Annotated in this window: 28 protein-coding genes and 1 pseudogene; 10 read left to right on the plus strand and 19 right to left on the minus strand. The window is 60.9% G+C overall.

What is annotated here, in order from left to right; genetic code table 11:
- Positions 1-275: 275 nt before the first annotated feature.
- The 8 genes from F3H96_RS08595 to F3H96_RS08630 all read right to left on the minus strand — a co-directional run bounded on the left by F3H96_RS08595 (position 276) and on the right by F3H96_RS08630 (position 4,749).
- Positions 276-467: a hypothetical protein gene (locus F3H96_RS08595; protein WP_149791510.1), complete on the minus strand. Its 192-nt coding sequence runs from the start codon at positions 465-467 to the stop codon at positions 276-278.
- A 138-nt stretch (positions 468-605) separates the two neighbouring features.
- Complete coding sequence (locus F3H96_RS08600) at positions 606-1,358, minus strand: NYN domain-containing protein (protein WP_149791511.1); 753 nt, start codon at positions 1,356-1,358, stop codon at positions 606-608.
- A 547-nt stretch (positions 1,359-1,905) separates the two neighbouring features.
- Positions 1,906-2,061: a hypothetical protein gene (locus F3H96_RS30430; protein WP_188131326.1), complete on the minus strand. Its 156-nt coding sequence runs from the start codon at positions 2,059-2,061 to the stop codon at positions 1,906-1,908.
- A gap of 193 nt (positions 2,062-2,254) precedes the next feature.
- Positions 2,255-2,506 (minus strand): DUF982 domain-containing protein, encoded by a 252-nt coding sequence (locus F3H96_RS08610; protein WP_149791513.1) that lies wholly within the window; start codon positions 2,504-2,506, stop codon positions 2,255-2,257.
- 166 nt (positions 2,507-2,672) lie between these two features.
- Positions 2,673-3,488, minus strand: a complete 816-nt coding sequence (locus F3H96_RS08615) for a transglutaminase family protein (RefSeq protein ID WP_149791514.1) — start codon at positions 3,486-3,488, stop codon at positions 2,673-2,675.
- Between the two features lie 11 nt (positions 3,489-3,499).
- Positions 3,500-3,772 (minus strand): DUF1488 domain-containing protein, encoded by a 273-nt coding sequence (locus tag F3H96_RS08620; RefSeq protein WP_149791515.1) that lies wholly within the window; start codon positions 3,770-3,772, stop codon positions 3,500-3,502.
- Positions 3,769-4,104: a hypothetical protein gene (locus F3H96_RS08625; protein ID WP_188131327.1), complete on the minus strand. Its 336-nt coding sequence runs from the start codon at positions 4,102-4,104 to the stop codon at positions 3,769-3,771. The genes F3H96_RS08620 and F3H96_RS08625 overlap by 4 nt, the downstream gene beginning before the upstream one ends.
- 282 nt (positions 4,105-4,386) lie before the next feature.
- Complete coding sequence (locus F3H96_RS08630) at positions 4,387-4,749, minus strand: hypothetical protein (protein ID WP_149791516.1); 363 nt, start codon at positions 4,747-4,749, stop codon at positions 4,387-4,389.
- Positions 4,750-4,824: 75 nt separating this feature from the next.
- Between F3H96_RS08630 and F3H96_RS08635 the strand changes: the two genes are divergently transcribed.
- A complete protein-coding gene (locus F3H96_RS08635; RefSeq protein WP_149791517.1) occupies positions 4,825-5,085 on the plus strand; it encodes a hypothetical protein in 261 nt (86 codons plus the stop codon).
- A gap of 414 nt (positions 5,086-5,499) precedes the next feature.
- Here F3H96_RS08635 and F3H96_RS30435 read toward each other — a convergent pair whose 3' ends face one another.
- The 5 genes from F3H96_RS30435 to F3H96_RS08660 all read right to left on the minus strand — a co-directional run bounded on the left by F3H96_RS30435 (position 5,500) and on the right by F3H96_RS08660 (position 7,427).
- Positions 5,500-5,721: a hypothetical protein gene (locus F3H96_RS30435; RefSeq protein WP_188131328.1), complete on the minus strand. Its 222-nt coding sequence runs from the start codon at positions 5,719-5,721 to the stop codon at positions 5,500-5,502.
- 284 nt (positions 5,722-6,005) lie between these two features.
- The gene (locus F3H96_RS08645) at positions 6,006-6,248 is read right to left on the minus strand and encodes a hypothetical protein (RefSeq protein ID WP_149791519.1); all 243 of its coding nucleotides are present in this window, start codon (positions 6,246-6,248) and stop codon (positions 6,006-6,008) included.
- A 55-nt stretch (positions 6,249-6,303) separates the two neighbouring features.
- The gene (locus F3H96_RS08650; protein ID WP_149791520.1) at positions 6,304-6,564 is read right to left on the minus strand and encodes a DUF982 domain-containing protein; all 261 of its coding nucleotides are present in this window, start codon (positions 6,562-6,564) and stop codon (positions 6,304-6,306) included.
- Positions 6,565-6,883: 319 nt separating this feature from the next.
- Positions 6,884-7,108: a hypothetical protein gene (locus F3H96_RS08655; RefSeq protein WP_244619939.1), complete on the minus strand. Its 225-nt coding sequence runs from the start codon at positions 7,106-7,108 to the stop codon at positions 6,884-6,886.
- A gap of 109 nt (positions 7,109-7,217) precedes the next feature.
- On the minus strand, positions 7,218-7,427 hold the full coding sequence (locus tag F3H96_RS08660; RefSeq protein WP_149791521.1) for a cold-shock protein: 210 nt from the start codon (positions 7,425-7,427) through the stop codon (positions 7,218-7,220).
- Positions 7,428-7,622: 195 nt separating this feature from the next.
- Between F3H96_RS08660 and F3H96_RS08665 the strand changes: the two genes are divergently transcribed.
- Together F3H96_RS08665 and F3H96_RS30440 are read left to right on the plus strand one after the other, a co-directional pair.
- Positions 7,623-7,970, plus strand: coding sequence for a DUF982 domain-containing protein (locus tag F3H96_RS08665; RefSeq protein ID WP_244619940.1), 348 nt, complete (start codon positions 7,623-7,625; stop codon positions 7,968-7,970).
- Between the two features lie 210 nt (positions 7,971-8,180).
- Positions 8,181-8,357 carry a hypothetical protein gene (locus tag F3H96_RS30440; RefSeq protein WP_188131329.1) on the plus strand — a complete coding sequence of 59 codons (177 nt, stop codon included), beginning with the start codon at positions 8,181-8,183 and terminating at the stop codon, positions 8,355-8,357.
- A 172-nt stretch (positions 8,358-8,529) separates the two neighbouring features.
- On the opposite strand, the gene F3H96_RS08670 is transcribed toward F3H96_RS30440, so the two are convergent.
- The 5 genes from F3H96_RS08670 to F3H96_RS08690 form a co-directional block, all read right to left on the minus strand.
- A complete protein-coding gene (locus F3H96_RS08670; RefSeq protein WP_149791522.1) occupies positions 8,530-9,729 on the minus strand; it encodes a mandelate racemase/muconate lactonizing enzyme family protein in 1,200 nt (399 codons plus the stop codon).
- Positions 9,730-9,738: 9 nt separating this feature from the next.
- Positions 9,739-10,053 (minus strand): NIPSNAP family protein, encoded by a 315-nt coding sequence (locus F3H96_RS08675; RefSeq protein ID WP_149791523.1) that lies wholly within the window; start codon positions 10,051-10,053, stop codon positions 9,739-9,741.
- 102 nt (positions 10,054-10,155) lie between these two features.
- Positions 10,156-11,514 (minus strand): mandelate racemase/muconate lactonizing enzyme family protein, encoded by a 1,359-nt coding sequence (locus F3H96_RS08680; protein WP_149791524.1) that lies wholly within the window; start codon positions 11,512-11,514, stop codon positions 10,156-10,158.
- 59 nt (positions 11,515-11,573) lie between these two features.
- Positions 11,574-12,740, minus strand: a complete 1,167-nt coding sequence (locus tag F3H96_RS08685) for a mandelate racemase/muconate lactonizing enzyme family protein (RefSeq protein ID WP_149791525.1) — start codon at positions 12,738-12,740, stop codon at positions 11,574-11,576.
- A gap of 48 nt (positions 12,741-12,788) precedes the next feature.
- On the minus strand, positions 12,789-13,499 hold the full coding sequence (locus tag F3H96_RS08690; RefSeq protein WP_149791526.1) for a GntR family transcriptional regulator: 711 nt from the start codon (positions 13,497-13,499) through the stop codon (positions 12,789-12,791).
- A 215-nt stretch (positions 13,500-13,714) separates the two neighbouring features.
- Between F3H96_RS08690 and F3H96_RS08695 the strand changes: the two genes are divergently transcribed.
- The 6 genes from F3H96_RS08695 (at position 13,715) to F3H96_RS08720 (ending at position 20,297) form a co-directional block, all read left to right on the plus strand.
- The gene (locus F3H96_RS08695; protein WP_149791527.1) at positions 13,715-15,196 is read left to right on the plus strand and encodes a sugar ABC transporter substrate-binding protein; all 1,482 of its coding nucleotides are present in this window, start codon (positions 13,715-13,717) and stop codon (positions 15,194-15,196) included.
- A 79-nt stretch (positions 15,197-15,275) separates the two neighbouring features.
- Positions 15,276-16,235: a sugar ABC transporter permease gene (locus F3H96_RS08700; protein WP_149791528.1), complete on the plus strand. Its 960-nt coding sequence runs from the start codon at positions 15,276-15,278 to the stop codon at positions 16,233-16,235.
- A complete protein-coding gene (locus tag F3H96_RS08705; protein ID WP_149791529.1) occupies positions 16,232-17,122 on the plus strand; it encodes a carbohydrate ABC transporter permease in 891 nt (296 codons plus the stop codon). Before F3H96_RS08700 ends, F3H96_RS08705 begins: the two co-directional genes overlap by 4 nt.
- Positions 17,123-17,246: 124 nt before the next feature.
- On the plus strand, positions 17,247-18,344 hold the full coding sequence (locus tag F3H96_RS08710; protein WP_149791530.1) for an ABC transporter ATP-binding protein: 1,098 nt from the start codon (positions 17,247-17,249) through the stop codon (positions 18,342-18,344).
- Positions 18,345-18,369: 25 nt separating this feature from the next.
- Positions 18,370-19,533 (plus strand): mandelate racemase/muconate lactonizing enzyme family protein, encoded by a 1,164-nt coding sequence (locus tag F3H96_RS08715; protein WP_149791531.1) that lies wholly within the window; start codon positions 18,370-18,372, stop codon positions 19,531-19,533.
- A gap of 23 nt (positions 19,534-19,556) precedes the next feature.
- Entirely contained in the window at positions 19,557-20,297 is a 741-nt protein-coding gene (locus F3H96_RS08720; protein ID WP_149791532.1) for a ribonuclease activity regulator RraA, read from the plus strand.
- On the opposite strand, the pseudogene F3H96_RS31010 reads toward F3H96_RS08720, so the two are convergent.
- A pseudogene (locus F3H96_RS31010) lies at positions 20,296-20,505 on the minus strand (alpha/beta hydrolase); the annotation flags it as partial. The gene F3H96_RS08720 and the pseudogene F3H96_RS31010 overlap by 2 nt on opposite strands.
- 60 nt (positions 20,506-20,565) lie before the next feature.
- Between F3H96_RS31010 and F3H96_RS08730 the strand changes: the two are divergent.
- Entirely contained in the window at positions 20,566-20,835 is a 270-nt protein-coding gene (locus tag F3H96_RS08730; protein ID WP_149791533.1) for an acylphosphatase, read from the plus strand.
- Positions 20,836-20,910 lie beyond the last annotated feature (75 nt).

Raw genomic sequence — 20,910 nt, forward strand, 5'->3', positions numbered from 1 at the left:
TCAGGAATCTTGGACCGGATAGCCGCTCGCCCTGGCGCCTGCAACACCGTGCTTTACGAGGCGATACCGACGGCGTGATCGAGCTGGCCAACTCGGCCGCGCCGCCGGCCGGCGCCAGGCTTTGGTCGACGATCCTCGGCACGGTGCCATGTCGCCCAAAGATGTGCAGCGATTTTGGGAGAATGACACGCATCAAACAAAGACATAAAAAGCACGGCGCCTGAATCCGTCTCAGCGCGACGCGCCTTGGTCCGCCGCAGCTCGGTTTTTTCGGATTAGAGCCGCGTCACCTTATCCAGGCCTAGCCTTATTCGCTGACCTTCCGCATAGGCTAACGCAAACGATTCAGTCTCGAACGATCTGGTGAGTTCCTGGCCATCCTCGACCACGCGGACAAACCATTCCCCGCAGGCTTCGACCACTTCAATCGCAGGCTGGCGTGTGCCGCCGCTCTGAACGTTATCCATCGCAGCTCTCCTCGGACGCAATGGTAAACATCGAGATTTTAATAAGGCGCGGCCAGGAGGATTTTCAACAGCGAAATTGCAAGCGGAACGATCGCTTTGGTCAGACCATTTCTGCGCTGAAGAGCTGCAGGTTGAGCGTCATCTCCTTCGCCTGCTTTTTGGCGGCGCCTCCGGTTTGATTCTGATGCGCAACATCCCACCCTCGGGATGATCGATCTCGAATGCGTTGGTCTTGCGGACGAGATCGCTCAGCTTGCGGAAGCCGAAGGTGCGCGGGTCGAAGTCAGAGGCCAGATTGGCAAGCTGGGTGCCGACCGCACCCAGCGGGACCCAACCGTCCTCGCTCTCCATCTGCGCGATGACCCTCCCGATGATGGGAACCGCCGCGGCCGGCGGCTGCAACGACTTCGCGCTCGGGGCAGCCTCGGGCTCGTTCGCCGGAGCAGATGGCAGCAGGTTCTCGGTGTAGACAAATCGCCGGCATGCCTGCCGGAAGCTCTCAGGTGTCTTCTGTTCCCCGAAGCCGAAGACATCGATGCCTTGCTCGCGGATACGGGCGGCCAGCCGGGTGAAATCGCTGTCCGAGGACACAAGGCAGAAGCCGTCGAAGCGGCCGCTGTGGAGAAGATCCATGGCGTCGATGACGAGAGTGATATCCGAGGCGTTCTTGCCTGTCGTATAGGCGAACTGCTGTTGCGGTATGATCGCATGCCTTGAAAGCACATCGGCCCAGGCCTTCGAGCGTGAGCTGGAAAAATCGCCATAGATCCGACGGACGCTCGCCTCGCCGATCTTGGCGATCTCTTCGAACAGGCCGTCGGCGATCTTGGCCGAGGCGTTGTCGGCATCGATCAGGACGGCGAGACGCGGCGAGCGGAGTTCAGACGGCATCGCATGCATTCCTCAAGGCTAAAGCATGATGCCAAAAACGGTGAAGCGGTTCTCGGGCGACATCATGCTCTATCTCTTTGATTTAGAGCCGGATCCAGATTTCGGGTCGACTCGACATGAAATCATGCGGCTCTGGTCTTTGCTCGAAGGCGTCAATTTGTGCGCAGTCCGGCCGAGACAGCATCGGTATCAGTCCCGTCGCGTGTCCGTGTCGCGGACTGGTCGACGTCGAACTCTGTCATGTCGCCCGGCGGTAGGCGGTTGCACCTGTCGGGAACGCCCGGCCCGATCGCGGACCGACGGTTCATCGAAGTCGTCAAGCAAGCGGGAATTCGTTTATGACGGCCCGGCATCGTTCACGGACCTGAAATTCTTGCTTTCGATATCGATGATGTCGCCGCAGTTCGAGCATTCCATCTGGGTGTGAGTACGAATCCAGCCAACGCGCGTCTTGGCCTGGTGACCGCACCGGGGGCATTCGACATCAATTTCGAAGTCGTCCGTCTCGCGCTTTGTCATTACAACCCACAAGCCATTCCACGCCGCCTCAGCTTTGGCCGGCAGCGGGCTCTGGCGCCTTTTCCTGTCCTATGGATGCGGATTTCTCCTTTGCCGCTTTCGCTGCAAGCTTGGCTTCTTTCTTGGCCGCCTTGGCCCTGTCTCGTTGGCTGCGCTCATGTCGATAGTTCGGCTTCATCGCCATTCGAGTTCTCCGGTTGCAAGATGGTACGCTTCGCTAGCGCAATTCCAGGAAAAGGGTGAAGTGGTTTTCGACCAGGAATCGCGCCGATTCAAAGAGCTAAGGCGGATTGCCGTTTCCGCGAAGCGAGGGTTGATGCATTGCATTCGTTCAGTTCGCACGGGTTCCATGCCTCTACAGTCCTGCGTCGCCGATCTCAGTAGATCTCGACCGTGCGATCGTAGCCGATCCCCGCATCCTTGAGCGCGGCTAGGAATGCGGCGCTCGCGTCATCGACCGCATCGTCGTCGGCGCAGCGCTTCATCGCGTCGGTCCAAGCCAGGCTGTCGTTTCCAGGCCAATGGTCAAACAGGAAATCGGACGCCTGTTCCAAGGACTCGATGAGAGCGAAGCCCTTCGGGCCGGCAATGTAGACGACCACTGGGGCACGGAATTTCTTTGTAGCCATCGTCCACCCTACGCGCGATCGGATCGAAAGGCGAGCCCGGCTCCCCCGGCAATCCCCGACCGGCCGCGGCAGGCAATCCGGCCGTTCGACGACCCGGCCAATTCGCGCGTGTTGGCGTTGGTTTCCCGTCGTCACCGCCAGCCGCCGCGCGCAGTTCCCAACTTGTTTAGTGCACGATTCCCGGCACCTCGTAGGTCCACACCCGGAACGCTTTCAGCACATGCGGACCGAAGGAGTTGATGAGCGGGATGTCAGCCGCGTCGCGGCCGCGGGCGATGACGATGCGGCCGATCCTCGGCGTGTTGTTGCGCGGGTCGAAGGTGTGCCATTCGCCCTCGAGGAAGACTTCGATCCAGGCACTGAAGTCCATTGGGTCGACCACCGGCACGCCGATGTCGCCGAGATGGCCATTGACGTAGCGGGCGGGGATGTTGAGGCAGCGGCACAGCGTCAGCGCCAGATGGGCGTAGTCACGGCAGACGCCGATGCGTTCGTGGTAGGCCTCGAAGGCAGTCCTGGTCGAGCGCGCCTGCATGTAATCGAACTGGATGTGGCCATGGACGAAGTCGCAGATCGCCTGTACGCGGCCCCAGCCCGGCGCGACGGCACCGAACAGGTCCCACGCGGTCTGACTGAGACGGTCTGTTTCGCAATAGCGGCTGCCCAAAAGGTAGACCAGGCATTCGTCCGGCAGATCTGGGACTGCGACCTCGCGAGCGCTCGGCACCTTCCTATCGGTCTTGCCGTCGTCTTCGATCGTAGCGTCGCCCCACATCATCAGATCGCCCGCCGGCGCGACCAACCGCCTGCAGCGATTGCCGAAGAGATCGCGATAGGTGGAGTTTGGAATGCCGGGCGCGGTGAAGAAGGTCTCCGGCGCCCTGATGCGGGTCGCGCGGTCGTCATGGATCGAAAGCAGGCAGACCAGTGCGGTCGGCTGCCCGCAGGTCAAGGTGATCTCGTAGCCGTAGCGGATCAGCATGCCGGCGCGGCCTAGCGGAAATCGGCTGAGGTCAGCGTGTAGGAGTCGCGGCGGCCACGGGCGTAGGCCCTGCTGGCAACATCCTCGATGGAGGCGCGCAAAGCATCGAAGGCTGAAAGACATCGTGCCTCGGACACCGTGCCGGCCGAAGCCAGGCCGGATTTCGCCAGCGCCTCGGCCTCGACAAAGAAGCGAACCTTGAACATGCCATCATGGGCAATGAAGCAGACGGCATTGCGCGTCTCATCGAAGCTGCGCGTGGGGTTTGGAAATGCGAGCGTCATGGCCGATCCGCCGGCGTTTCGCTATGTTCGCGCGCGAACGGCCGCGCGACGCTCCATTGCCGTTGGCGCTCGCTGTTTCGAAGGTTGAGGGCCAGCATGCGTTTCGTCGCCTCGGCGCGCGAGAGGCCGGCCATGATCGCGCCGTCGACATGCGCCGGAATGCCGCTGAAGACGTGATAGACGGTCCAGGACCGGTCGGCCTCCACGCGGCGGCCATATTGATGACCCCGGAAGTCCTGATGGCCCGTGAAGTCGCAGGCCGGATCTGCCCAGATCCGAAGTACCTCGGCGTTGCGTGGGCTCTCGGTCGAATTACTGTCGCTGGCATTCATGATATCGACCTTTCCTTGGTGCCTCCCTGCACGGCGATGGCGATCATGCCGGCGTAGGTCGTCGCACCCCTTTGGCGTCGGCGATCGCGATGGCATCCGTCCATTGCGGAATGTAGGAGACCGGCGCTTTCTCGCGCCCGAAGAGTCCATGCGAGCGTCATGGCGGCGCGGATGCGATGCGATCACGATCTTCATCTGGTCCGCCGCGCCCCGGCATCGTGCCTTCAACCCTTGCGCTCGGCGTTGACGGCTGCGGCCTCGATCTGGCTGCCGAGCGGGGTGTCAGGCCGGGCCTGAACCCTTGCCTGCTTCGGCTTCCCGGTTCCGCGGCTGGAGCGTTTCTGTCCCTTGGCCATGTCCGAACGTCTTTTCGATGAGCATGGTGTCCGCGTCCGACGCCAGGATGCCGACTGCTTCCAGCCTGTCTTCCGTGACCACTCGCTCATGCGGTTCGGTCTCGCTGCGAATGCGGTATTGCGGCGAATTTTCCCTCGGCGGCAGCGTGGCGGTCACGTGGTAGACGTCCGCAATCGTGGCTGGCGTCCTGAAGTCGCCCTTGAGCCGGACCGCCTGTCCGACGCCGAACAGTCGCGGCGGGGCGCCGTGCCGGATCGGGCGTGCATTGCGTTGCATCAGGGTTGTCATGATTGTCTCTGGTCCTCGTCGGGCGCGGCCCTAACGAGACCGGCCTATTCGGAAACGTGCTTGCGCAGTCTCCGCATGTTTCAATCGAACCGCTGGAACGGTTTGCGGTGCTGCCAGTACATCCGTGGTCAGCGACCTGCATCGTTCCAGGGCTCGAACGAGCGAGATGCCGCGCCGGATCGGCGCATCGCATTCGCTATCGAAAATTCGGAAAGGGATTGGCGCGGCTCCGACGGGGCGAAAGCCAAACTCAACCAAATCAACGACCTTTATATGCGCCTCAATCGCGCTCAAAGCAAGGCCGCGGCGGCTTTTTTATTTTTCCTGGTTAAATAAAAATCCGATCATGAAGCGTGAAATAGCCAAGTAAATCCAATTCGACATCGGTTATTTTTTCGCGGTATTTTTTGTTGTTTCGCCGATTATCTTCCATGCACCTGTTCATCGCAGCCAAAGCAGCCTACAAGAATGGCGACGACCGGAAGCATCACCTAGGACATCCGGACATTCGGCGGCGCCATTGTGATCCTACGCGCCGCAAGCTGGTGGCCAGACCACCTCGCTCGGCGTCAGGCGAGAAGGACACGAGCACGGCAGCTGGGCCGTCTTCGACGTCTTACCGGACAACCGGTCGAGTCGGAGCAAAAGCCTACGAGTCGGCATCGAAGCGCGCTTGGCGCAAGAGCTGGTCGCCAGGCAGAACTGCCAGGACACGCGAAGAGCGGCGGGGCATCCTGATCCGTACCGACGTCACTGCCGGCACGGTTTTGTCAAACTGACTGTACCCAGGTGGCCAGCGAGCGAACAGCCGTCGAGCTGCCATTTATCGGAAAGGACAATGCTGATGCGTTTCATGAAAACCCCGGATGCGGCACCCGTCGCAATGCAGCCGATCGTCAATTCATCAAAGCCTTTGTCGGCGCGACTGACGATCAGGAAGGACGAAGCGGCAAGGCGCAAGGTGGCAGACACCGATGGCAGCGTGCGGCGAGCGCTTGAACTCGCGAAACGCAATCGCCTGATCTAATGCATGTCGCCCAAAAGTGTGTAGCGGTTTTGGGAGAACGACATGCATCAAAACAGAGAGCTGAAGCGCGTCGCCTGAATTCGTTTCAAGGCGACGCGCTTTAAGCGGCGAGCCGGTCGGGAAAATCGCGAAGTGTGGCCGAGCAACATCTGCTGCGCCGCTCGCAATGGTGATCCTTTATCCTGATCCCGGGAGGGGCTGGAGTCCTGTCGCCCGTCGGGCCGGCGCGTCAGTAGCTTCGCTCCTGTCGACGCGCCTTCTCCACGCTGTTTTGCTCCGCACCGTCGTCTGGACGATTCAATGTAACCGTGCAGCGGACCAGAAAATTCCAATCGGGACCGTGTTCGATGATGAGGTGGAGTTCCGAAATCTCTTCGAAATAATGCTCAACGCTCCTTGGCCCATCCTCGGTGCGATATTCAATGATAGCTTTCCAGCGCTTTTCGTCGTGGAGGGTGATAACGTTGTTCATCCGCGCTCCGTCACTGCAAGACATCAGGCTGAATGGCTGAAGAATGTAGCCGAAATCAATACAGCCGGAGTGTGGGATCGATCCTCATTCCGGCACCTTGCACCGCGGTGACAAAAGCGGAGCTGACCTGCTCGGGACTGGCCGCGCCCCGCTTGACGCTTGAGCAGCAATCTAGCGCCTCCGACCACTCCGGACTGTCGTATTCTTCCCAATAGGCGAACAGGAAGTCGGCCGCCTGGGAAACCGAAGAGATCAGGCTGAAGCCTGTTCGACGGTCATAGATCACCAAAGGCACTCTGAAGTTCTGGCTGTTCATTTGCGTATCTACCGGTTTTGCCGGGTTTCATATTCCCCCAGCGCCCAGACGTGTCAGCGGATCTCATCTGGGCTTCGTTTCGGCCGCTCTTAGGCGCGAGCCGTCGGCGTCATCCGCCTGCCGTGATGTAGCCTTGTCAGGTCCCGGCATGGCAGGCTTGAGGCATCTCCTCGCAACAGGCTGGTTCCCTGAACCAGATCGTAGAACCTCGCGATGGCGTTTCGACAGCCCGGAAAGGCAAAGGTATTTCCGTCGCCCGTCCTATTGGAAATGCGTAGTAGTCCTTCGCCCCCGTTTGTTGCGATCCTACTCGACCCGGCTAACGGCGCTTGCGTCTGGTTGCCGGCTTCTGCTCGGGCGGCGTATCGGTGTTTGTCGCCTCCATGGCGAGCCTAGCCAATCTTAGTCGTTCGGTCTTCTGTTCCCGCTTGGCCGCCTCACCGTCGATGATCTGGCGGGCTGCCCTGGTCGTGGCATCCTGCTTCGTTTCGATAGCGGTTGGCTTGGGTTTGAACATTCCTTGCGGTATTGCAGCGTGTCGCACGGCGGTCTCCGATTATGGCAAGAAAAAAGGCCGGGACTTGCCCGACCTCTCTCTTCTGCGCTCTGCGGCCAGTGCCAGTACATCCGTAGTCAAAGGCCAGCGCAATAGATTATGCGGCCTGCAGGTTCTCGGCCGCGCTCTTGCCGCTGCGGTTATCCTTCACGACGTCGAAGGTGAGCTTCTGGCCCTCGACGAGTGAACGCATACCGGCGCGCTCGACTGCCGAGATGTGGACGAACACGTCCGGTTGGCCATTGCCGAGCTCGATGAAGCCGAAGCCTTTGGTCGAGTTAAAGAACTTCACGGTTCCAGTATTCATGACGATTTCCTTTCAATCATCCATAGAAAAGTGCTTGCCGCACAAACTGCACGACAAACGGTCAGATCGATTTTGAGAGAGGAAGATCGCCGAAGGCGTTATCCACGCCAGAAACAAAGTTCGACAGCCAAGATCGATATTTGCAGCATAAACCGATACGGTGCTCGAAACAAGGCAAGGCCGAGAATAAATATTATGGCCCGAAAACGGCTGACGACGCCGGTTGTTGGCGCGAATTCCGGGCCAGACGTGGAATTGCCTCGCTATCTGTGCGGCAATCCATTATGGACGGCGATGCAAAATCCCAAATTCGCTCAGCCGGTAACTGTCCGCATCGATACCCAGGGCGCTCAGACCGTCATCACCGACGCCAACGAATGCTCGTCATTTCTGCTTCGGAATTGGCCAGGCAAACGCGGACCCGCGCATCGCGCGGCGCTGCAAGCTTGCCATGATGCCAGCGCGGATAAGAAGCCCATATCGACCGTCCGGCGGGCGTTCGCCTCCGCCGCGCGAGAGGCAGGAATCCTGGTCGGACAATAGTCGTCCCCTGCATCCCCTGCCCCTTGCATCCCTGAATGGCGCGTCCCGTGATGCCAGCGCGGATAAGAAGCCCATATCGACCGTCCGGCGGGCGTTCGCCTAAAAAAAAAAAGAGGCAGGAATCCTGGTCGGACAATAGTCGTCCCCTGCATCCCCTGCCCCTTGCATCCCTGAATGGCGCGTCCCGTGATGCCAGCCTGGTTTTGTTCGATGCAAAAGCTGGCGAAAGGCTCAGGGCCGCGCCCTGAGCATCATGTTGATCGCGAGGCGCTGCGGCAAGCCGACATGGTTCTTCAGGACGAACACGGTCTCGAGGTGCGCTGCGTCGGTGAGAACCCAAAGGCCCTCGACGTCAAAGGGAAGCTGCCTGGTCGTCGCTTCCGCTGACAGCCATGCCAGCGGAGTCGCAAGTTCAACGGACCCACGGAGGTTCGGCGATGAGGGGCGTCGCCATTTTGGGCAAGATCGGACGGTTACCGGGTGGTCCGCCCAGCCATATCCTTCTCGTATTCGGACCAACGGCAGCCGACACGCGTGCATCTCGGCTCGATGTGCCGGATCAGTCGAAGAACCCTGCGTCCTCCGCCAGCAGATACTTCTTGGCGCCCTCGGCGTCGATGTCGAGGCCGAGCCCGGGGGCTTCGAGCAGATCGATCATCGAATCCTTCACCACCTGCCTGGGTAGGCCGATGACGATGTCGTTCCACCAAGGGTCCGAGGCGCTGGGATACTCGAACGCCACGTAATTGGCGGGCAAGGTGGCGCAGACATTGATCAACGCGCCGAGGCCGAGCAGGCCGTTCGCGACGCCGTGGGGAGCCATCAGGATCGAGTGCATGTAGGCGTGCTCGGCGACCCATTTGAGCTCGGCAATCCCGCCGATGTCGGCGGGATCGGGGCCGATGACGCGCACCGCCTGCGTTTCGATCAGCTCCTTGAAATTGTGCCTCAGATAGATCTGCTCGCCGGTATGGATCGGCGTCGAGGTCGAGGTGGTCAACTCCCGATAGGCTTGCGGATTGACCCACGGCACATAGTCGCCGGTCAGCATGTCCTCGAGCCACATCAAATTGTACCTCTCGACGGCACGAGCGAACTTGATCGCATCGGGCAGCATCCAGCCCGGGCCGCAGTCGAGCGCCAGGCCGACCTTGTCGCCCAGCACCTCCTTCATCGCCATCACGCAGTCGAGCATGTGGTTGAAGCCGCGCTCGCTGATCACGCCCTGATCCATGGCGCCGTGATAGCCGGCCTTCTTTTGCGTGACGCCGTAGTGGAAGCCCTCGACGGTGTCCTTCATGTTGGAGTGGAACGAGATTCCCTGCTTGATCATGAAGAAATTCTGCGGCTGCTCCATCATCCACTTGACGTCGGCGGCGTAATCCTCCGGCCGGTCACCCGTGCGGTTGCGGCGGATCGAGCCGTTGTAGACGCGCACCTTGTCGCGCACCTTGCCGCCGAGCAGCTTGTAGACCGGCACGCCCGCCGCCTTTCCGGCAATGTCCCACAGCGCATGCTCGATGGCGCTTACCGCCGCTCCATAGGGCTTGAACGAGCCGCGTTGGCGGATCTTCAGCATCACCCGCTCGACATCGGTCGGGTCCTCGCCGATCAGCGCCTCGCGGAAATGCAGCACAAAGGGCTTGAGGTAGGTCTTGGTGAACTCGACTTCGCCAAGGCCATAAAGGCCCTCGTCGGTCACGATGCGGACGATCGGGTGCTTGCCGATGACGGCACAGCGCAGGTCGGTAATCTTCATGGCGCAGTCCTATTTCACAGACGAGAAAGCTGTCGGCGTGAGCAGCTGGCTGCTGATATTGGCAATGATCTGCCCGTCGCGCTCAGACTCGTGCCATGTCGGATCGGTGACGAAAGCAGCCCATTTCGCCTCACGCTCGGCCAGCGATTCCCAGGCGAGGAAATAGGTGAGGCGATTGCTGTTTTCGCCGATCGCCGTGGTGAAAAACCCGGCCTGGCGGATTCCGTGCCTCTCCCAGATGGCCAGCGTTTGGTCGGAAAAGCGCTTGAGCAGAGCCGGCAGCCTGCCCGGCAGGCAGTCATAGATACGCAGTTCGTAGATCATGGTTTCGTCCGTTTCTTTCTTCGCCTCTCCCCTGGGAGAGGTCGACACGAATGGTCGGTCATCGGCCCTGTGAGCCTGGGGGGAATGGGCAGGGGATCTGGGCTAACTCCAGGTCCGGTCCCAGCTATATTCATTGTCCCAATGCTCGGTGGATTGCCATATCCCCGTGACACCGGGCTGCAGATGCCGCGAGATCACCTCGTCGACGACATCGTCGATCCCCAGGCCCGGCTTGTCCGGAACGGTGATGAAGCCGTCCTTGACGAGCGGCTTGGCAAGGCCGGTGACGATATCGTCCCACCAGTCGACATCGGCGGAGTGGTATTCGAGCGCCATGAAGTTTTCGGTCGCGATGGCGACATGTGCCGCGGCCATCGCGGCGATCGGACTTTCGGCCATATGGATCGCCATGGCGACGCCATGGTCTTGAGCCATGTCGCCGATCTTCTTGGTCTCGAGGATGCCGCCGCTGGTGAGCAGGTCCGGATGGACAACGGAGAGGCCGCCGCTCTTGAGCAGTGGCTCGAAACCCTCCTTGAGGTAGATGTCCTCGCCGGTGCAGATCGGCACCGTGGTGGCCTCCTGCAATTGTCGATACTGCTCGGTGTACTGCCAGGGAATCACGTCCTCGAGCCAGGCGGGGACGTATTTCTCGATACGGCGCGATAGGCGTATGCCGTCCTGTAGCGAGATGTGGCCGAGATGATCAATGGCGAGCGGGATCTCGTATCCGATCACCTCGCGAACCTCGTGGATATACTGCTCGAGTAGGTCGATGCCCTTTTCGGTGAAATGCAGGCCCGTGAACGGATGCTGCACGTTCTGCGCATCGTAGGCGAGATTGCGAGCCTTGCGCTCCTCGAGCGCGCCGCCGCGGCCGCGTGGATTGGCGTAAAAGCCTTCGAGCGCGCCGGCGGGCGCGGCCACGGCGCCCGGGACATGGGCGATCTGCATCAAGCCGAGGTCCATCTTGAGGAAGGTGAAACCGCGGTTCATGCGCTCCTTGAGGCGCATTCCGGTTTCGGTGCCGCTCGGTTTCTCGGCGTCGGTATCGCAATAGACGCGCACGTGATCGCGAAACTTGCCGCCGAGCATCTGGTAGATCGGGACGCCGTAGGCCTTGCCGGCGAGATCCCACAGCGCGATCTCGACCGCCGAGACTCCGCCGCCCTGCCGGCCGTGACCGCCGAACTGCTTGATGCGGCGAAACAGGCGATCCATGTCGCAAGGGTTCTCGCCAAGCAGCCGACTCTTCAGCATCAGAGCATAGGTGGCGCTGGCGCCGTCGCGCACCTCGCCAAGCCCGACGATGCCCTGGTTGGTGTAAATCTTCAGCAGCGCCGAGGTGAATGGCGCGCCGACGATTTCGGCCACCCGCATGTCGGTGATGCGAAGGTCGGATGGCTTGGAGTTCGTGTTGACCCGATTGAGAGCCTCGCCGGCTCCACCCGTCTTTGGCATGACTTGTCCTCGTTCCGGTCGATGGGTTTATGCCCCGCGCGCCGCGGCACAGGTCGTTGCTAGCCCAGCTCGATCTCGTGGGCCTCCAGGTAGTCCCGGTTCATCTCGACACCGAGACCCGGCTTCGACGTCAGCTTGAGGCTGCCGTTCGAAACATCGAGCGCCCTATCGATGAGATGATCGTATTTGCCCAGGTTCCACTCCGATGTTTCGAGTTTGTAGAAGTTGGGAACGGTCATCATCACCTGCGCTCCCGCAACCACGTTGATCGGTCCCGCGGCGTCATGTGGCGAGACCGGGACGTAGTAGGCTTCGCACAAGGCGGAAATCTTCTTGAGCTCGGTGATGCCGCCGGTCCAGGTGACGTCCGGCATGATGTAGTCGGCGAGCTTGTTTTCGAGCACTGGCACGAAATCCCACTTCGTGTGCCCGCGCTCGCCCCACGATATGGCTGCAGTGACCTTCTCACGCACCTGCTTGAGCGCGTTGAGGCTCTCGGGCGGACAGGGTTCCTCGAACCAGTCGATCTGGCCGGCTTCCTCGAGGCTGCGGCAGAGGCGAATGGCGGTAGGGACGTCGAAGCGGCCATGCGCATCGATGAGAATGTCGACATCGGGCCCCGCCGTTTCGCGGATCAAGGCCGTCAGTTCGGCCGCTTCGCGCTCATCCTTGCGGGTCATGCCGCCATCGAGGTAGCCGTCTCGCTGTTCGCGGGATCCGCCATCGGCGGTGCGACCCTGGTGTGGGAAGGGATCGAACTTGAGCGCGGTATGTCCGGACTCGACGATATCGCGAATTTCGCGGACTACGCCCTCCTTGCTAGTGAATTTCGCCTGGTTGGGGTGGGTGTAGAGGGCGATTTCCTCGCGTACCGGCCCGCCCAGCAGGTCGTAGATCGGCTTGCCGAGGACTTTGCCTCGGATGTCCCAGAGGGCTATGTCGATGGCGCTTACGCATTCGACGGCGGCGCCACGGCTGCCCATATAGGTGAAGCTGCGGAAAATCTTGTGCCAGAGATGCTCGATACGCGCTGGATCCTCGCCCGCCACGGCGGCGCCGATCTGACGCAGGATCGTGCACAGAGCGCGGTTGGCCAACCTGGTCGTGGTGGTGATCTCCCCCCAGCCGCTCACGCCCTCGTCGGTCGTCACCTCGATGAACAGATACTCTCCCCAATAGGATGCATCGGACTTGATCAGCCACGGCCGAACGCTCGTGATTTTCATCTCAGCTGCCTTTGTCTGAAATCAACATGGGAAGATGAACGGAATATCCTATCCGGCCCGAGCGGCGTTGCGCGCGCGCATCTGTTCGAGAACATGCCGGCCGGAACCCTCGACATGGCGGGAGATGAGTTCAGCCGCCTTGTCGGCTTCCCCGGCCTTTACGAGCGCGATGAGTTCGCGGTGCTCGCGAATGATCGCGGCCCGCCGCGCGAGCGTGAAATTGAAACGCCGGCTCACGGCTCGCAGCACTTCGCGATGTTTCCACCAAAGCTCGGCGGCATGGCGGTTGTAGTGGCGCTGGTACATCACCGTGTGGAAGGCGGTATCGAGTTCACTGTGCCTGAACGTGTCGGCGAAGTTGTTTTCTTCAATCAGACCCTGGATACGCTCAAGTTCAGCGATGTCCTCGGCGGTAGCCATATTGACAAACCATCGCGTCAGGGCCGGTTCGATCAGCACACCGATCTCGTAGATATCCCGGACAAAATCCTGATCTATGGGTCGTACCCGCGCCCCCCGGTTAGGGCTAAAGATGACAAAGCCCTCCCCGCGCAACAGCTGCAGGGCCTCGCGCACGGGGTTGGTCGAGGTGCCGTGACGCCGGGCGAGATCGGCGACCACGAGCCGTTCGTTGGCGGCTAGCCGTCCCTCGATGATGTCTTCCCTGATCAGTTCATAAAGCGAGGCGCCCTCGCTGGAGGCCCCGATCGGGTCAATCCCCGCGGGTGGCTCCGCTTTAAAATCGCTGGTTTCGGCCAAGGCCAGTTCCCCCAAGTCAATACACACCCTGCCCTATATCACGCTCGACATCGATAAAACAATGTACGATTCTCCTCGTTGACAGGCAATCTGCGATCTGAAAACGTACAAAGTGATCGAAGGGATACATAGAACCGGAACTGTCCCTCGATCGAATGAGCAAGGACCGCTTGCCTCGATGCAGAGCGGCATGGGAGAGAACCTGGAGGAGACCTATGAGGAGGATTAGACTCGGCGGTGCCGTCCTGCGCGGCGCTGTCTCTACTGCCTTAGTGGCATCGTTGATGTCGGCACCGGCGCTGGCTGCGCCACCGGTCGACCTGAGCAAGTGGTCGCCGGAATATGTGCGCTCGATCGCGGGCACGCAGGATTTTGACACCGCGGCCGATTGCGCCAAGGTCACTCCGCTCGACTACAAGGGGCGTCTGACTTTCTGGTATCAGGGCGTGTTCGAGGGCGACCCCGACCTCCTGCGCCAATACTACAAGGATTTCTTCGCGACCTTCCGTAAGACCTATCCGAACATCCAGCTCGAGGAACAAGCCCTCACCTATAACGACCTTCTCGACAAATTCCGCACGGCGCTGCTCGGCAATGCCGCGCCGATGGCGGTGCGCCTGCAGATCCTGGGCGGTACCGAGTTCGCCTCGAAGGGCTATCTGCAGCCGCTGAAGCCCGAGGACGTAGGCTATTCGACCGAGGATTTCTGGCCCGGCGCCATGAAGGCCGTCACCTGGGACGGCGTGACCTACGGCATTCCGACCAACAACGAGACGATGGCGTTCATCTGGAACGCCGACATCTTCAAGCGTGCGGGACTCAATCCGGACAAGCCCCCGGCAACCTGGGACGACGTCGTAAAATATTCCAAGCAGATCCACGACAAGCTCGGCATTGCCGGCTACGGCCTCGTGGCGCGCAAGAATGCCGGCAACACGCCGTACCGCTTCATGCCGCAGTTGTGGGCCTATGGCGGCGGCGTCTTCGACGAAACCACCGCCAGCCCGACCTATAAGAAGATCGAGCTCGATAGCCCGCAGAGCAAGGCGGCGCTGCAAGCGTCCTACGACATGTATGTTCGCGACAAGTCGGTTCCGGTTTCGGCGCTGACCAACCAGCAAGCCGATAACCAGCCCCTGTTCCTGGCCGGCCAGCTCGGCATGATGATCTCGCACCCGTCCGACTACAACGTCATGCTGGACCTGCAGAAGAAGGCGACGGGTGCCGACAAGGACAAGGCACAGACGGTCATCGACAACATGCGCTACGGCCTGATTCCGACTGGCCCCGACGGCAAGCGCGCGGTGGTGTTCGGCGGCTCGAACATTCACATCCTGAAGCCTGAATATGTCGAGGGCGGCAAGGTGGACGAGCCCGCTGCAAAGGCCATCATCTGCATGTGGACGAGCCCTGAATGGTCGCTGAAGATGGCCTATGCCGGTTCGAACCCCGGCAACCTCAACGGCTTCAAGACCAAATGGATGAAGGAACGTCTGGACAACATCAAGTTCCTCGATGTCACGACCTCGATGCTGCCATACGGCATCCCGTTCCCGGCGCTGCCGCAATCGCCCGAGATCATGAACATCATCATCCCGGATATGCTGCAGAACGCGCTGACTGGAGCGATGACCGTCGACCAGGCAGCGGACGACGCGGCCAAGAAGGTAAAAGACCTGATGGGCGGCGGCCTCTAGCCGAAGCCTGATCGATGATCTCACCGGCTGCGCCGAGGGCGCGGCCGGTTCTTCCGAAGAACAATAAGGGCGCGCCACAGTGACGATCGCGACCGGTAAGGCCGAGGCCCGCGCAACATTGCAGCCCGACAGGTCCGGCGTGCTCAGCCAGGTCTGGGAGCACCGCGCCGACTACGCGTACGTGCTGCCTGCGATCGCCGTGATGCTGATCGTCATCGCCTATCCGATCTATTACACGATCGAACTGTCTTTTTTCAACACGCCGCCCGGCCTGCAGCTGCGGGACAAGATCTTCGTCGGTTTCGACAACTACACCGCTATTCTCACAAGTCAGGTGTTCTGGAAGGTTACCTGGAACACTCTCATCTGGACACTGGGATCCACTTTCGTCTCCTTTGTGCTGGGATCTGCCGCCGCGTTGGCGCTCCATCGTGAATTTATCGGCCGTGGCGTCCTGCGCGCTATCCTGATCATTCCCTGGGTGATCAGCGCCGTCGCCGCCTCCTACATCTGGAAGTGGATCTACCATTCGGACTTCGGCATCATCGGCGCGGTGCTCGTCGGCCTCGGATTGGCCGACCGGCCGCCGAATTTCATCGACAGCGTCAGCACGGTGCTGCCCTCCCTCATCGTCGTCAACATCTGGCGCGAGTTTCCGTTCGCCATGATCATGATGATGGCCGGTCTGCAGACAGTCCCCGAGCAGTTGCTGCGCGCTGCGAAAGTCGACGGGGCCAACGCATGGCAGCGCTTCTGGCACGTCACTTTCCCGCATTTGAGAAACGTCTCGACGATCACGATCCTGCTGCTCGCGGTCGCCAACTTCAATTCCTTCATCATCCCCTGGATCATGACCGGCGGCGGGCCGTCGAACGCATCGCATATCTGGATCACCCACATTTATGAGCTCGCCTTCGGCCGGCAGCGCTGGGGAGTGGCGTCGGCCTATTCGGTACTTCTGTTCCTCATCCTGATGACGCTCGGCTACTTCTACGTCCGTGCGCTGAGCGGCAACGAGCGGAAAGATGGGAGCGCATGAGCACGATTGCCGAGACGGCCCCTCGAAACCAGGCCCGACGCCGCGTGCGAATCGACGGATGGCGCTGGGGCGGACGCGCGTTCCTGGTGTTCATGCTGCTCTACACGGCGTTGCCGATGATCTGGATGCTGCTCACCTCGATCAAGTCCGGCTTCGCGGCGATGCAGTTTCCGCCGCAATGGTGGCCTGACCAACCTACCCTTGCCAGCTACCAGAAGCTGCTCGACCCGCAGAACAGCGTCGGCCAGGACTTCCTGCGCTTCTTCTGGAACAGCCTTTTCGTCTCCACCGCCACGACCATCCTTTCGGTGGTCGTGGCGGTTCCCGCGGCCTACGCGTTTTCGCGCTTCACCTTCCCGGGCCGGAACTTCCTGTTCTTCGCGGTGCTGCTCCGAAACATGTTCCCGGCGGTGATCTTTCTCGTGCCGCTGTTCATCCTGATGCGCGCGATCGGGCTGGTGAACACGCATGGCTCGCTCATTCTCACCTACCTCACCTTTGGCCTGCCGCTGGCAATCTGGCTGCTAAAGGGCTTCTACGACAACATCCCGGTGCAGCTCGAACAGGCTGCGCGCATCGACGGGGCGACACGGTTCCAGGCCTTTATCCTGATCGTGATGCCGCTCTCGGCGCCGGGGATCATCGCCACGGCGATCTATTCCTTCATCGGCGCGTGGAACGAGTACATCTACGCCTACACCTTCCTCTCCAAGAACGAGCAGTTGACGCTGCCGGTCGGCATCCAGCGCTTTTTCTCGGAAAACACGACGGACTTTCCAGGCCTGATGGCGGCCAGCTTCATGATGAGCGTGCCCGTCGTGGTGCTGTTCCTCGTCCTGCAACGATACTTCGTACGCGCCCTGACTGAAGGCGCGGTCAAGCACTAGAGCCGGATGATTTCAGGTCGAACGGACCTGAAACCTGAATCCGGCTCCAGATCAAGGAGATAGAGCATGATGTCGTCCGAAAACCGCTTCACACCTTTCGGCATCACGCTCTAGGGAGTTGCCGATGGCCCACGTGGTCCTCAAAGATCTCGTCAAGACCTATGGCAATTTCAAAGCTGTCAACGAGGTTTCGCTAACGGTTAATGATGGCGAGTTCGTAGCGCTTGTCGGCCCTTCAGGCTGCGGCAAGACAACCACGCTCAATCTCGTCGCCGGCCTGACCTCGATCACATCGGGCGACATCGTCATCGGCGACCGGGTGGTCAACGACCTCGACCCCAAGGACCGGGACATCGCGATGGTGTTCCAGAACTACGCGCTCTATCCGCAAAAGTCGGTCTATATGAACCTCGCCTTCCCGCTGCAGATGCGCAAGCTGCCCAGGCACGAGATCGACAGGAAGGTCAAGGAAGCGGCGCGAGTGCTCGACATGACGCAGTTGCTCGAGCGCAGGCCGCGCGAACTTTCGGGCGGACAACAGCAGCGCGTGGCCCTGGGGCGCGCCCTCGTCCGCGACCCGGCTGTCTTCTTGATGGACGAACCGCTCTCCAATCTCGACGCAAAGCTGCGCGTGCAGATGCGGTCCGAGATCAAGCGGTTCCATCAGGACCTTAAGGCGACGATCATCTATGTGACGCACGACCAGCTCGAGGCCGTGACCATGGCGGACAGGATGGCTGTGATGAACGGCGGCTATCTGCAGCAATACGATTCGCCGGCGCGAGTTTTCGCCAATCCCGTAAACATGTTCGTTGCGAGCTTCGTAGGCAGCCCGGCGATGAGCCTTATTCCGCTGGAGGCATCGACGGCAAACGGCGACACCGTTCTGACGAGCGCTGAAGGCTGGAGCCTCGGGCTGTCACAACGCAACGCGCGCAAGGTCAAGGGAGCGACGACCAGGAAGGTCGTGCTCGGTGCGCGACATTCCACGATCAGGCTGCACAAGAGCGCCGTCCCCGGCGCCATTCCGGCCAAGGCCTATACGGTGGAACCAACCGGAGACGTTACCTTCGTGCAGGCGTTCCTTTCGGGCGCCATCGTCAACATCAGCGTGTCCCCCAACATCGCAGTCATACCTGACGAGCAGATCTGGCTCGAGTTCGACCAGGAGCGCATGCACCTGTTCGACGGTGAAACCGAAATGGCCCTCGAGGCCGACTGAACCGGGAAATGCGCGTGGGGCGTGGATGACTGCGAAGCTTAAGATCACCGCGATCAAGCCCTATCCCGTCTGGGTGGGAACGCGCAACCAGATGCTCATCAAGGTCGAGACCGACCAGGGCATCTTCGGCTGGGGTGAGAGCGGCTTGAGCGGTCGTGAGAAGGCCGTGGCCGGCGCGGTCGAACATTATCGTGAATTTCTCATCGGCCGCGACCCGATGCAGATCGGCCGCATCTGGCAGGAGCTTTATCGCAGCCAGTACTTCGAAGGCGGGCGCGTTCTGCAGGCGGCGATTTCCGCTATCGACATCGCCCTTCACGACATCAAGGGCAAGGTGCTGGGAGTGCCTGTCTACGAGCTGCTAGGCGGCAAACAGCGCGACCGCATTCCCACTTTCGCCTCGACCGGAGACGAGGCCGAGGGCGATGCAGCCATCGAACGTGCTCGCGAACTGCGCGCGCAGGGCTGGCAGGCGATCCGCTTCTTCCCCTTCGGGCAAAACAGCAAGGATTTCTTCGAGCCGCGCGAGTCGATCGGCGCCACCGCGAATATGTTGAACAAGGCGCGCGCGGCGCTGGGCGACGACGTCGTCCTCGGCATCGACTATCACCATCGGCTGTCGGTGGCCGAGGCGGCGAGCTTCTGCAACAAACTTGGCCGTGGCGTGCTTGACTTCCTCGAGGAGCCGATACGCGACGAGACACCGCAAGCCTACGAATCCCTGCGCAAAATGACCGACATCCCCTTTGCCATCGGCGAGGAATTTGCCAGCAAATGGCAGTTCCTGCCCTACATCGAGCGCGGCATCCATCAGTTCAACCGGCTCGATGTATGCAATGTCGGCGGTCTCACCGAGGCGATGAAGGTCGCCGGCTGGAGCGAGGCGCATTACGTGGACCTGATGCCGCACAATCCGCTCGGTCCGGTGTGCACGGCCGCGACCGTGCATCTGGCCGCCGCGGTGCCGAACTTCGCGTGGCTCGAGACCCGGGCACCCGAGAGGAAGCTGGGTTTCGACAATTCCGATTTCTTCCCGGTGCAACCACGGCTCGATGGCGCCGATTATCCGGTCGGCGATGCGCCGGGACTCGGCGTAGAGGTCAATGAAGAGGCGATCCAGGCCCAGAGCTTGCGTTTCTGGGAAGCGCCTCACCTCAAGCGCCGCGACGGTTCTGTTACCAACTGGTAGTTCCATTCCAACCGGAGTCGATCATGACGCATACTCCCGACATCATCCGGCCGCCCAAAGACCTCATCGACGCGCTAAGCGAGATCGGCGCCGCGACAGTTGCCGGCACGCTTGGCCACATGGGATTCCGCAATCCGCACATGGTCGGCCCGGTGGCGCAGAACCACGGCAAATCGATCGTCGGACCGGCGCTGACGCTGCAATTCCTGCCGCAGCGGCCCGACCTGTTCAACGAGGGCGAATACGCCGATCCAGAGACGCAGCTGCACCGGCACGTGCTCTACCATGCGCAGGAGGGCGACGTGGTCGTGGTCGACGCGAGAGGCGACATGAGCTCGGGCGTCTTCGGCGACATGATGTCTACCTATTTCAAGGGCAGAGGCGGCGCAGGCATCGTCATCGATGGATGCATGCGCGACCGGCCCAATGTCGAAAAGCTCGATCTGCCCTTATGGCTGCGCGGCTGGACGCCAAACTACCACGTGCAGACGAGCATCTATCCCAATGCCGTCAACGTTCCGATTGCCTGCGGCGGAGTGACGGTAATCCCCGGCGACATCATCGTCGCCGACGACGATGGGGTGGTGGTGCTTCCCGTCGCAATGGCTCCGAAGGTGATCGAAGAATCGCGGAAGCACCACGATTGGGAGGAGTTCTCGCGCGAGAAGCTGATGCAGGGTGGGTCGTTGCAACGCTACTATCCCCTGCACCCCGCAGCGAGCGACGAGTACGAGGCTTGGCGGAAATCCCACCCCAAACCTTGATCAGATTTGCGAAGTCTCGCCGGTATTGTTCGTAGCCGGCCCGGCCGCGTCCGGTGCTAGTACTGGTACCACCATTGCAGCTCTGCTTTCGGCGGCAACGGCATTCTGTTTGCCGCGAGCTGCCGATCTGACAGCCGCTGACGAAACAAAGGCCTTGCAAACGCTCAGGCAATAGCGCCGCAACGATGCAGGCCGTGCGCGCGACCCAGTATAGCCACGTGATTGGATACGACGTATCTGTATATCAATTTCGTTGCTAAGGTCCTTCATGAACGAGCAAGATCGACGTTTTACGCGCGAGCGCATGACAATCCTCGGCGATGTCAAAGCGGCATCCTTTCTTCCGTGGATCGAGCGTCATGCCGCCAAGCTCGGCCTCGCGCAGGCAATATTCGTTGCCGGTCCCGACCGCATCGAACTCGACGTTGCCGGTCCGGCGGAACTGGTCGATATGATGGAGATGGGGTGCTCTCTTGGACCAATCGATGTCTGGGTCGAGGCCATTCGTCGGACGCCGGCAGAGAACGAATCGGGCTAGGTTGGGACCATGTCTCTGCCTCTTTTTTGGGCATTGTTGCCAGTGCGAAAATATTGTGCAAACGTGATCAGACTG

Source organism: Mesorhizobium sp. NFR06, assembly GCF_900115245.1.
Taxonomy (GTDB): Bacteria; Pseudomonadota; Alphaproteobacteria; order Rhizobiales; family Rhizobiaceae; genus Mesorhizobium.